The 12,013-nt window shown below is 43.1% G+C and carries 10 protein-coding genes; 6 read left to right on the top strand and 4 right to left on the bottom strand.

Features of this window, described 5'->3' with window-relative positions:
- From coaD to GQS54_RS13485, 3 genes are all read right to left on the bottom strand, one after another.
- Positions 1-483: a pantetheine-phosphate adenylyltransferase gene (gene coaD, locus GQS54_RS13495; protein WP_158768230.1), complete on the bottom strand. Its 483-nt coding sequence runs from the start codon at positions 481-483 to the stop codon at positions 1-3.
- A gap of 84 nt (positions 484-567) precedes the next feature.
- Positions 568-1,971, bottom strand: coding sequence for a capsule assembly Wzi family protein (locus GQS54_RS13490; RefSeq protein ID WP_166424500.1), 1,404 nt, complete (start codon positions 1,969-1,971; stop codon positions 568-570).
- Positions 1,972-2,098: 127 nt separating this feature from the next.
- Positions 2,099-2,818, bottom strand: a complete 720-nt coding sequence (locus GQS54_RS13485; protein WP_166424499.1) for a 3-deoxy-D-manno-octulosonic acid kinase — start codon at positions 2,816-2,818, stop codon at positions 2,099-2,101.
- A gap of 129 nt (positions 2,819-2,947) precedes the next feature.
- Here GQS54_RS13485 and GQS54_RS13480 point away from each other — a divergent pair, with 129 nt between their 5' ends.
- Positions 2,948-4,024, top strand: coding sequence for a glycosyltransferase family 4 protein (locus GQS54_RS13480; RefSeq protein ID WP_166424498.1), 1,077 nt, complete (start codon positions 2,948-2,950; stop codon positions 4,022-4,024).
- Positions 4,025-4,041: 17 nt separating this feature from the next.
- Here GQS54_RS13480 and GQS54_RS13475 read toward each other — a convergent pair whose 3' ends face one another.
- Entirely contained in the window at positions 4,042-5,352 is a 1,311-nt protein-coding gene (locus tag GQS54_RS13475; RefSeq protein WP_166424497.1) for a 3-deoxy-D-manno-octulosonic acid transferase, read from the bottom strand.
- Positions 5,353-5,581: 229 nt separating this feature from the next.
- On the opposite strand from GQS54_RS13475, the gene GQS54_RS13470 reads away from it, so the two are divergent.
- From GQS54_RS13470 to tdh, 5 genes are all read left to right on the top strand, one after another.
- The gene (locus tag GQS54_RS13470; protein ID WP_166424496.1) at positions 5,582-6,034 is read left to right on the top strand and encodes a hypothetical protein; all 453 of its coding nucleotides are present in this window, start codon (positions 5,582-5,584) and stop codon (positions 6,032-6,034) included.
- A gap of 1 nt (position 6,035) precedes the next feature.
- Positions 6,036-7,217, top strand: a complete 1,182-nt coding sequence (locus GQS54_RS13465; protein ID WP_166424495.1) for a TonB-dependent receptor — start codon at positions 6,036-6,038, stop codon at positions 7,215-7,217.
- A gap of 35 nt (positions 7,218-7,252) precedes the next feature.
- A complete protein-coding gene (locus GQS54_RS13460; protein WP_166424520.1) occupies positions 7,253-9,667 on the top strand; it encodes an EAL domain-containing protein in 2,415 nt (804 codons plus the stop codon).
- 130 nt (positions 9,668-9,797) lie between these two features.
- Positions 9,798-10,994, top strand: coding sequence for a glycine C-acetyltransferase (locus tag GQS54_RS13455; protein WP_166424494.1), 1,197 nt, complete (start codon positions 9,798-9,800; stop codon positions 10,992-10,994).
- Positions 10,991-12,013, top strand: coding sequence for an L-threonine 3-dehydrogenase (tdh, locus tag GQS54_RS13450; protein WP_166424493.1), 1,023 nt, complete (start codon positions 10,991-10,993; stop codon positions 12,011-12,013). Before GQS54_RS13455 ends, tdh begins: the two co-directional genes overlap by 4 nt.

Raw genomic sequence — 12,013 nt, 5'->3', positions numbered from 1 at the left:
TTATTTTTGCAGCTTTAATTTTAATGCAGCTTGTACCGCTGGGTGACAAAACTGGTCAACCTTACCGCGATGCAGTGCGACTTCTTTAACTAACGTGGAAGAGATAAATGAGTTCTCTTCTGCCGGGGTTAAAAAGATGCTTTCTAAATTAGGATTTAGACGACGGTTCATATTAGCTAATTGAAATTCGTACTCAAAATCAGATACGGCACGCAGACCTCGAATCAGGACTGTTGCGCCCTGACTGTCAGCAAAATCGGCCAGTAAACCCTCAAAACCTATGACTTCAACATTCGATAAATGAGCGGTGACTTCTTTAATTAATGCAACCCTTTCTTGTAAACTGAACAAAGGCTTTTTACTGGGATTCGCTGCAATCCCTACTATTACGTGAGCAAACATGTTGGCTGCTCGGTCGATTAAATCTGCGTGACCATTTGTAATCGGATCAAATGTGCCCGGATAAACAGCTTTTGTGTGCATACTTTTATACCTTATCAATATGGCCGCTTCTGCCGCATTCCATTTAGCTAATGGCTCTACAGCAATTGTGGCATCGTTACATGCTTACCAACGGTAAAATGCACTTAGCCGTTTAAATTGTTCCCCAAGACGATCTTCACCTACATCAAGATCTACGCCCCAAAAACCAAAGCGCGTGGCGAAGCTATAGCGCAAATTTAATTCTTTATACGCTTGTTGGGCGCTAGAATTAGTGTCGCTATCTGCCGCTGTGAATGTCACATCAATAACTTGATCCTGAGCGATTTTCCAGTTCATGTTTAGCGCATGGCTGGTTTTTTGTACCTGTTCTTGTCCAAGGAACAGATCATTGACCCAATGCCCAACTGATTGACCTTCATTGGTATAGCCCGCAGTATAAAAGTCCGACTGATAAAATAGTTCGTCCAAGCGAGTGAATTCATAACGCAGCGACAGGTTGTTGGTTACCATAGGGAAATACACCCCGAAAGCAAGCGCTTTGTCATTAGGCTCTTGTTCATCTAATTCAGGAGCATGTTCGAAGGCGAGTTCACCGTAAAGTGAAACGGGCAAAGCGAAAGGTAAATTAATTTTAGTAGAAATGGCTGTTTTTTGATCGCTGGCCAAGGCTTGAGGCGATAACACTGGCGACGAATCTTTACTGGTTGAACTGAACAAATCCTGTAAGGCATTCCCTATGCTGAGATTATTATTTGCACCAGCAAATTTAATTGTGCGGCTTAGGCCAATGGTCCATGCCTCGACTGGCGATACGCTCAAGTGAAGTCCAGCTAAATTAGGTTTACCGCTGAACAGTTCCCCCCGTTGGCTAATACCAATGGTGTCATCGAGTTTTGAATAAAACAGTTCGTAGCGTATATCCCAGTCTGATATTGGGGTGGCATTACTAACGGTAATCGAGATGCTAGGTTTGGCATTGGTACTGGTGAGTAGCGCGGAATTTTGCATCGGTGAAAACCAATGCTCGCGGTAGCCAGCCTCAATTTGTGCGTATTCATACCCAAATGCAACGTGGGTATTGTAGAATATAATGTCTTCGCCGTTTGCATAAATAGCCCCCGCAGCCACATAAGCAAAGGGTGAAATGTAAGCTACCCCTGATGCTGAAACTTGATAACTAGAGTCACGCTTAATGCCCCGCTGATTGGGTAGAGGGGCACTCGCGTCGTCACTTGCTGATACTGACGCACTGACATGAGTCAGACTAAACGTATCTTTATATCTTGCAAGATAAGCATCTACAGACCGGTGAAGCTCAGGAAACCGCGTTTGAATAAGCTTATTACGACGCATCACGTCAATGGCTTTATATGGTCTGGTTAAGGGGGCGCCTGGCGTTAACGCCATGACCTTTTCGATTTGAGATTCAATTTCAGGGGAAATTTGTAATGGTAAATAAGGTGATAAGCCTTTTGCCCATCCATGTGAGGCGAAAATTAAACAGCCGAGTATCCAAAAACGAGACATGTATTATTTTATTCCAAAAGCACAAGTAACAAAAAATCGAGTGTAGCAATTCGCTCGTAAATTGTATTGTGCTTTGTATTGGGTATTCATCATGTGAATCAAGACTCTCGACTGACTGTTGCCATGGCTAAGGGGTAACGCCATAGCTTGCCATGAGCGTTTGCCAATTTTGCTCATTAAAATGGAATATTGGCTGTTTATTTTGTTCTTTATGTAATGACCGTAACAGCCGTTTTACATTTGCTTGCTTCCAATTATTACTGGCATGAATGGCACACTTATCAAAATCAATTAACCAAATTTTATTACTTTCATCGAGCATGACATTGTGAATGTTCAGATCATGATGATATACGTTATGATCGTGAAATTGGCGAATGCAGGCGCCGATTGCATGCCATACCTCATTGGACAAGGGTCCTTCACACAGTCGGCTAAATACGTCTTTACTATTGGCAATTCGCTTGATAATAATATCGCCGCGATACGTCAAACCTTGACGGGTGACTAGGGCAGCCACTGGCTCAGGCACGGGTAAACCGAGGTTGAACATGTCTCCTAGTAATTTGAACTCACGCCAAGGACGGGTTCGCAAAATTCCGCGAAACAGATATTGGTCAGTGATCAGTTTACCTATCAGGCCACCGCGGCGATAATGTCGCAATACATATTCGTTGTCGGCGTGTTCAAAGAAATAGGTGGTGCCACGTCCGGTAGCACTGCCTGTTAGTTGTTGTTGAGATCGCCAATACTGACTGTCAAAAATAGTTAAATCTGGGGCTGCGAATATTTCATCATTAAATATAATGGTGCTACTGTCATTCGTTATTTGCTGGATGTTGGGCATGAAACACAAGGTGCGTTGCAAAATTTGGCTTAGTGTATACCCGTACCGCGTATAAATGCGAGTTTCTACGCAAGGTGGCAAGTGATGGCTGTCATCAATCAATCATAAATTAATGAGTATGTAATAACTATGGATCACGGTGAAGCAAATGTCTCGGAAAATGAAGAAGTCGAGCTGATTTTAGGAAACTCAAATTCGAATTTCTCTGGTGTGACCTCAACAATGTTGCAGGTTATGTCTTATCAGCGAAAGTTGATGAACCTACGAGTGATGGGCACGCATTTTTTGCCAGATGAGAATCAGGCGATGACATTTTGGCAAGTAGCAAAAATGTGTCGTAAGCCATTGAAAAATGGTAAGTATCGAATTTTTCATGCGCGTCGTGTAGATGAAATGATCCAAGCTGTTATTCTTAAATATATATTTGGCGCGAAAATTAAAATGGTGTTTAGTTCCGCTGCCCAGCGGTTTCGATCTGGCTCTACGCTCTGGCTGACCCGAAAAATGGATGCTGTTGTGGCGATAAGTAAAGCGTCTGCCAAGTATTTAGCTGAACCGCCAAGTGCCATTATTCCTCATGGGATACAAATTGAAAATTTCGTACCTGCAAAGAATAAAGAGCAGGCTTGGCAGGCATTAGGATACGGCGGTAAATACGGCATTGGTATTCTAGGCCGAGTACGCAAGCAAAAGGGCGTACACTTATTTGTGGATGCTTGTATCGAAGTATTACCTAAGTACCCAGATTACACCGCTGTGGTGGTAGGGGCCATTTCATCCAATCACCAAGAATTTGTCGATGAGCTTAAAGCCAAAATTGCTAAAGCAGGCTTGAGTGAGCGTATCCTATTTACTGGGGAGTTGCCGTTTGCGCGAATACCGCCTATTTTTAGCGCCTTGTCCATGGTGTCAGCGTTAAGTGATAATGAAGGTTTTGGATTAACAGTACTTGAGGCGATGAGTTGCAGTGCCGCGGTATTGGCGACTCAGGCCGGCGCTTGGGAAGAAATCATTCGTGAAGATATAGATGGTCATGTTGTGCCTGTTAACGACTTGCCGGCGGTCACGGCAAAAATGGATTCATTACTTTCAAATCCCAAAGTGTTACATGAAAAAGGCTTAGCTGGTCGTGCCAGAGTGTTAGAGCATTATACCGTTGAACGTGAAGCAAAAGCCCTAGTCGATTTATTTAGACGTTTACAATAATGATAAAAAGCATTGCTTTAGATAAACCCTAAGGCGCTTAAAGTGGCGTTGACCGCGCCGCTGTTTTCTTGTAATACGTGTTTTCCTGCTTGGCCTGCATGTTTACGTGCACTTTCATCGTTTAGCCACGCTGTTATCAGCTGATCAATTTGCTCAGCATTATTGACCTCGAACAATGCGCCTTTTTCCGCTAGAACTTTGCATATAGCTGGATTGTTGTAGCGATGGGGCCCCATCAAAATCGGTACTTCAAAGGCTGCTGGCTCTAACGCATTGTGCCCACCACGATCGGCGATACTGCCGCCAACAAAAGCGATACAAGCTAATGCATATAAAGCTTGCAGCTTGCCCATTTCATCGACTAACAACACCTGTACTTTGTCTGTGTTTTCGTAGTTCTGGTTGCCATCAGAAGAGCGCATACAGTTCAGTCCACTTGCCTGACAAATCTGATACACATCATTAAAGCGCTGTGGATGGCGGGGGACAATAACTAATAATGCATTAGGATGCTGGTCGATCACCCGTTGATGGGCATCGAGTAGCACTTTTTCTTCAGGATCATGAGTACTGCCTGCAACAATAATGGTGCGCTTGGAAATCCCAAAGGCCTCGGCAAAATCTTTTGCTTGATCAAGGGCCTCAGGTCGAGCAGGTTGCTCAAACTTAATATTATTGGTTAATACCAAGGTATTGCTCGGCGCACCTAGTATTTGATAATTATTAAAATCTCGTTCGCCTTGGGCGCAGATTTTACTTAATTTATGCAGCATAGGCACAAAGAGTGCGGATATTTTTTTATAGGTACGTGCTGAGCTATCCGTCATGCGCGCATTAATTACCGATACAGGAATATCTTGGCGCCAACACTGGTGAATCATATTAGGCCAAAGTTCAACTTCGGTGATCATAACCTGCGATGGTGCGGCGCGTTTAAGCAGGCGACGCATCATCCAGCCTGTATCGATAGGCAAATAACAATGGGTGACAGTGTCTTTGAATAAATCATCAGCTTGCTTGGCGCCGGTAACTGTCGTGGTCGTCAATGTTATCGGTATGCCTAGGTGTATTTTGCGAATTGCGCGGATCACATTTGCTGCTGCGACGACTTCTCCTACCGAGACACAATGGATTAATAGGCCACCGGGGGCTGCCGTGCTTAAATTGAATCCAAACCGTTGTGTGCGCGCTTTTGGATTAGCGAGTTTTTTAGTCAGAAATTGATAGCAAAAATGCAAAAACACAAACGGTATCAAAATCCATAGTACTAGAGTATAACCCCATAGACTGAAGCACTCTTTTCGTTTTGGGGTAAAGGTAATGATCATTATTCCGCCAGCAAATGGGTTCAATTGGCATTTTAACAGTATTCTAATAGTTTTAGACTAAGCTTGTGACCATTAGTTACCTGTTAAATCTGTTAAACTGGATAAAAAATTTCCTGTAATAAATGACAATAACAAGTAATACTCACCCTATAACTTACTCACAATAAAAGGAGTTATACTCCCTGTTGCTTTTTATCGCACGGAAACGGTATTTGATTAGGAGTCATTTTTGCAAAATATCCATCACATAGGGTTTCGACTAGCACTCGCTTTATTGATGTTGTTTTGCGCTAATATTACTCACGCGAAACAACCGGAATTACAAGTGATTGCCAATAGCAGTGTCAATGTAACTACATTGAGTGAAAGCCGCGTGCGCTGGATTTTTTCAATGCGCCAAACTACTTGGGAAGATGGTTCTGCAATCAAAGTGTATGTGTTGAATAAACAAGATCCTGCCCATCAATTTTTTTGTAAAAACGTACTGAGTCTATTCCCTTACCAACTTGAACGTACATGGAATAAATTAGCGTATTCTGGTTTGGGAGAAAAACCTATTTTGGTCAATGATAGCCAAGAAATGATCGAGATGATTAGTCAACAACCCGGCGCCATCGGTTATATTTTATCGAACACATTACCACCAAATACGCACGTTATACGCATTCTGAAGGAGGGGTAAGGTGATCAAATCAAGCATAATTTTTTCGTTTCTCATTTTCTCGTTTACTCACTCTAATGTGAGTTCGGCTGGTGACGTTGTATGGCACGGTTTTGGCGCGCAAGGCATCATCCAGTCTAGCGACAGTAATTTTATCAATGACAGCGGCGACGTATCGTTGCGTTTAACAGAAGTTGGCCTAAATGCATCTTATCGTATTAATCAAAAACTTAGAGTGTCAGCTCAGGGTATTTATATCAACGGTGGTAATCGGTTCGACGAAGGGGTGCGAATAGATTATTTGTTTTTGGATTATCAACTATTTAACTCTAATAGTTGGAACGTTAACGCGCATCTCGGCCGCTATAAAAACTATCACTGGTTATATTCGGCAACACGCGACGTACCACACACCATGCCTTCTATCGTTCTGCCCCAGTCATCGTATTTTGATGCATTTCGTGATGTGTCTTTAGGCAGTGATGGCCTATCTTTAACTGCACAGCACTTGAATTCGCTTGGCGAATGGGATGTGCGATTGAGCCACGGTAGTTCGCGCGTTAAGGATAAACAAACCGAAAATTTAATGTCAAAACTGGCTACAGGTGATCTTGAACATGATTTTGATACGCAATTTAGCGTGTCTTTTAGTCCCCTGAACAGTGGCTTGTCATTGGGCACGAGTTTGCTTAAAACTAAATTTAGTTATCATGCGAGCGATAATGATGTTTTCAATGATGGTAATGCTCGCTTAACCAGGATCATGCTGAGTCTTTCTTACGGCGCCGAGTATTGGGATATCAATGCAGAAGCGATGCATGAAAAAACTGAATTTACAGGTCTGTTTCCCCAAGGAAGAGATGAAAATGGTATATCTCAAGGACTATATATTCAGGGACGGTATTTTATTCACCCTGATGTAACGTTATTAGCAAGATTCGATACATTTGATGCCAATAAGGATGACCGAAATGGAATCCAATATCAGCAGAACAGCGGCGGCACAATTCCGAATTACTTTGCTTATCGAGATCAGTTAACGTTTGGTGCGTCATGGGATTTTTCGACAAATTGGCGAGTGCGGGCTGAATATCACAAAATTGATGGGCGTGCTCGATTAGCGCCGGTGTTTCTTCCTAATACTGTGACCAATGATTCCCAGTATTGGGATATTTGGGCGCTGCAAATTATTTATTGGTTCTAGGCATGCAAATTTTTATCAGCCTTCCTTGGAAAATCATGAGCCTGTTGATCGGTTTTTTACTGATCGCCAGTAGCTTACTGACTATCGTTTGGATTGATAAAAATGATCAAGATTATCTCCGTCAACATCAAGCACTACATGACAGAGATTTAAATCAAATGCATTTGATCAGAGAAATGCTTAGCAATCGCTTGGAGCTCTGGTTTGAGTCATTTATTCATTTACAACAACGGATAACAGATAACTCAGAAGCAACAAGAGACTTCATCAGTGAAGAGTTTGATTATTTGCAATTAAATTGGCAGATTAACAATTTATGGTTGTTTGATAGCCAACAGCAGGTGATTTACGCCAATCATCAATACATACCTGATTATGTAAAAGATGGTGCAGCACAAACCCTTAAAAACCAGTCATCAGTGTCACAGATTCGTTGTGTTCAATCTTGCTTTCAGTTGATTAGCATGCCGATTTTATCGACCAATGGCGATTTAATGGTATTGACCGCCAGTGCGTCTTTACTGGAAATGATGGCGGCCTTAAATCGCTCTACGTCGGCTGAGCTAGCATTAGTTGTCTCGCCTTTGGGTATAAAAGGGGCGTCACTTCGTGATGCACAAATTCAAGCTCCTATTTCTTATATAAAACGTCAAAATCTCGATGCGCTACTCAAGCTTATCCCACAAAGCATTACGCTAAACATGGTGTTAGATAAGGGCTACCGGCTGGTAATAAATGAGCAAGCCTACCTAATCAATTTATTACCTGTTGATGACGATATTACTGATACGGCTTATTTACTTGCGGTGCATGACATTAGTGAAGAATGGGCAAGTCACGAAAGTTACCAGTTTGGTGTTATTACCATCTCAGCTATTGTCGTTGCCTTATGTGCGTTGACATTTTTTTTGATGGCCGAGCGCCTACGCAGACGTTTGTTGATTTTAGCAAAGCGACTACCACTGTTAGCACAGAAGAAGTATGACGAATTCAACGACATGAAATTCAAGCATAGCCTCATGTTTTTAGATGAAATTGATGAAGTTCAGCGTTCAACGAATCTCCTCGGGGAACAGTTGGAGGCCATGGACGGTAAGATTGAACAAAACACCAGAGAGCTGGAAAACATTGCCATGTATGACCGGCTCACAGGGTTACCTAATCGTAATATGTTGAATTTTATACTGCGTAAAAAAATAGCGGCCTTAGCGCGCACACCTAAGCCGTTAGTAGTGATATTGCTGGATTTTGACAACTTTAGAAAAATTAATGACAGTTATGGACATGGTGTAGGCGACGAATTTCTAATGGTTGCCGCACAGCGTCTGCGGAGCAGTTTGCGAGAATCTGATGTTATTAGCCGCTTTGGCGGGGACGAGTTCGTGATTGTGCTGCAAGAGGTGGATGACGTCAGTAACGCAATCACGCTTGCAGAGAAATTGGTTATTAAATTTCGTGAACCAGTTGAGATAGGTGCTCAGCGCTTTTATACCTCGGTCAGCTTAGGGATCACTACCTGTGAAGGACAAAACTTGACGGTAGATGATTTAGTGCGTCAAGCGGACATAGCCATGTACGCAGCAAAAGACGCTGGTGGTGACCGATATAGTATGTTTAACGAAGGCATGAGCACCAAAGTCATGCGCCGCATTGAAATAGAACACGACGTAAGAGACGCTCTATTAGATGAACAGTTCAAGTTTGCTCTTCAAGCGCAAATAGAGATAAGTACGGGTAAGTTAATTGGTTTTGAAGCGCTTATCCGTTGGTTGCATCCGAAGAATGGCTATATTATGCCAGATGAATTTATTCCTATTATGGAAAACTCGGAAAGCATGATAACCCTTGGTTATTGGGGTATAAAACGGGCATTTAAAATATTAGCGCATCTCGAAAGTCTTGGATTTAGCGGGTATCGCGTTGCGGTAAATCTATCTGCAAGTCAGTTTTTAGATCCCAACCTAATTAACTTTATGCGTGAGCAATTAGCGCAGAGCGAACAGGGGGCAGAACAAGTGGAGTTAGAGTTAACTGAACGCACCGTAGTGGCAGACATAGAGCAAACGTTGCGCAAAATGCATGAATTAAAAGAATTAGGTTTTACTTTTTCTATTGATGATTTCGGTACTGGATACTCATCGCTAGCGTATTTGTCACAGTTACCGGTGGATATAATCAAAATTGATCGCAGTTTCATTGCGGGTATGAGCGGTAATAGTGCAGATAAGCAAATCGTCAAGTCTACTGTGGCTATGGTGCGTAAGTTAGGTATGAAAGTGGTTGCTGAAGGTGTTGAAACCGCTGAGCAACTCAGTATGCTCAAGGAAATGCGCTGTGATGTGGCCCAAGGCTATTATATTTCTAAGCCGATATTTGAAGACGATCTTTATCAAGCCTTGCCTACCAAACTCGACGATGGTGTGTGGAATAAACTCGACCTGCAGTTTTAGTTACCCACGGTTGTAAAAAATCTCTGACGTTCTCTTTGTTGATTGAACAGAAGAATTACGCCAATTATTCGCATGCACAGGGGGTAATCCTTTATCATCCCGCCATATTAATTTTCCAAGAGGTCAGCTCATGAAACAAGCGTTCTATGATCGTTTAGCACAGCAAATTAGCGAAACCAAAGCTCAAGGGCTTTATAAAACCGAACGCGTCATTCAGTCGCAGCAAAGTGCCAATATACAGGTATCTGGCGGGCAACAGGTGCTTAATTTCTGCGCCAATAACTATCTGGGTTTAGCTAACAATCCAGAGCTGATCGCCGCCGCTAAAGAAGGATTAGATAGTCATGGTTTTGGTATGGCATCCGTCCGTTTTATTTGCGGTACTCAAGATATTCACAAATCACTAGAAAACAAAATTAGTGACTTTCTCGGCATGCAAGAGACTATTTTATATCCGTCCTGCTTTGATGCCAATGGTGGATTATTTGAGACGATATTAGGGCCTGATGATGCCATTGTGTCTGACGCGCTCAACCATGCCAGTATCATCGATGGTGTGCGTTTATGTAAGGCTAAGCGTTATCGTTATGCCAATAATAATATGCAGGAATTAGCCGCTCAGTTAGAAAAAGCTAAAAATGAGGGTGCTGAAACCATACTAATAGCTACTGACGGAGTGTTTTCAATGGACGGGGTCATCGCCGACCTTGCCAGTATTTGTGATCTCGCAGACCAGTATGGCGCGTTAGTGATGGTCGACGATTGTCATGCTACCGGGTTTGTCGGTGAGCAAGGACGTGGTAGCCATGAATACTGCAATGTTATGGGCCGTGTTGATATTATTACCGGTACCTTAGGCAAGGCGCTTGGTGGTGCCTCAGGTGGTTATACGTCAGGTAAAAAGGAAGTTGTTGAATGGTTACGCCAACGGTCTCGTCCTTATTTATTTTCAAATTCGGTAGCTCCACCGATTGTGTCGGCTTCTCTAAAAGTGTTTGATATGCTTGCTCAGGGGCATGAGCTACGGGCTCAATTGACACGTAATAGCGCGCATTTTCGTGATCGAATGCAGCAAGCAGGCTTCACGCTGTCTGGTAAAGACCATGCGATTATTCCCGTTATGCTTGGGGATGCCAAACTAGCCAGTGAAATGGCTGAAAAAATGCTAGAGCGGGGCATCTATGTGGTGGGATTTTCATTCCCTGTTGTGCCCAAGGGACAAGCGCGTATTCGTACGCAGATGTCTGCAGCCCATAGTATTGCGCAAGTTGATTATGCTATTGACGCATTTATCGAAGTAGGCAAAGAGCTTAAGGTGATTCAATGAAATCGTTAGCCAAACTTCAATCCGAAAAAGGTATTTGGCTGCATGACAGCGACTTACCTACGGTAGGTCATAATGATTTGCTGATTAAAATTCGCAAAACTGCTATTTGTGGCACCGATATGCATATTTACAACTGGGATGAGTGGGCACAAAATACAATTCCCGTTCCTATGGTTGTTGGCCATGAGTATGTAGGCGAAGTGGTCGAAATAGGTCAAGAAGTACGCGGATTTTCTGTTGGTGATCGGGTGTCAGGCGAAGGGCATATTACGTGTGGACACTGTCGTAATTGCCGCGCAGGGCGTCGTCACTTATGCCGTAATACCTCGGGCGTCGGAGTCAATCGGCCAGGTGCTTTTGCGGAGTATTTATCTATTCCAGCGTTTAACGCATTTAAAATTCCCGATAATATTTCAGATGATTTGGCGTCAATTTTCGACCCGTTTGGCAATGCCGTACACACAGCCCTGTCATTTGATTTGGTTGGCGAAGATGTCTTGATTACGGGTGCTGGGCCTATCGGTATTATGGCTGCGGCAGTGGCTCAACACGTTGGCGCACGCCATGTGGTGATTACCGATATCAATGAATACCGTTTAGAGTTAGCGCGTAAAATGGGCGCAACTCGTGCTGTTAACGTTGCTAAAGAGAGTCTTAAAGACGTGATGAACGATTTGGGCATGACTGAAGGTTTCGATGTGGGACTTGAAATGTCAGGTGTACCCGCGGCTTTTCGCGATATGTTGGATAAAATGAATCACGGTGGCAAGATCGCGATGCTGGGTATACCGGCAGGGGACGTTGCCATTGATTGGAATAAAGTGATCTTTAAAGGATTAGTGATTAAAGGTATCTATGGACGCGAAATGTTTGAAACATGGTACAAAATGGCCAGTCTTATTCAAGGTGGCTTAAATCTCGACCCGATTATCACCCACCAATTTAATATCGATGAGTTTCAGCAAGGATTTGATACCATGGGCTCAGGCCAATCTGGCAAAGTGATATTAAATTGGTAA

The organism is Paraglaciecola sp. 20A4 (assembly GCF_011378905.1).
Lineage (GTDB): Bacteria > Pseudomonadota > Gammaproteobacteria > Enterobacterales > Alteromonadaceae > Paraglaciecola.
The sequence above is the reverse complement of the archived record's forward strand: the minus strand, read 5'-3'. Positions and strand labels throughout refer to the sequence as shown.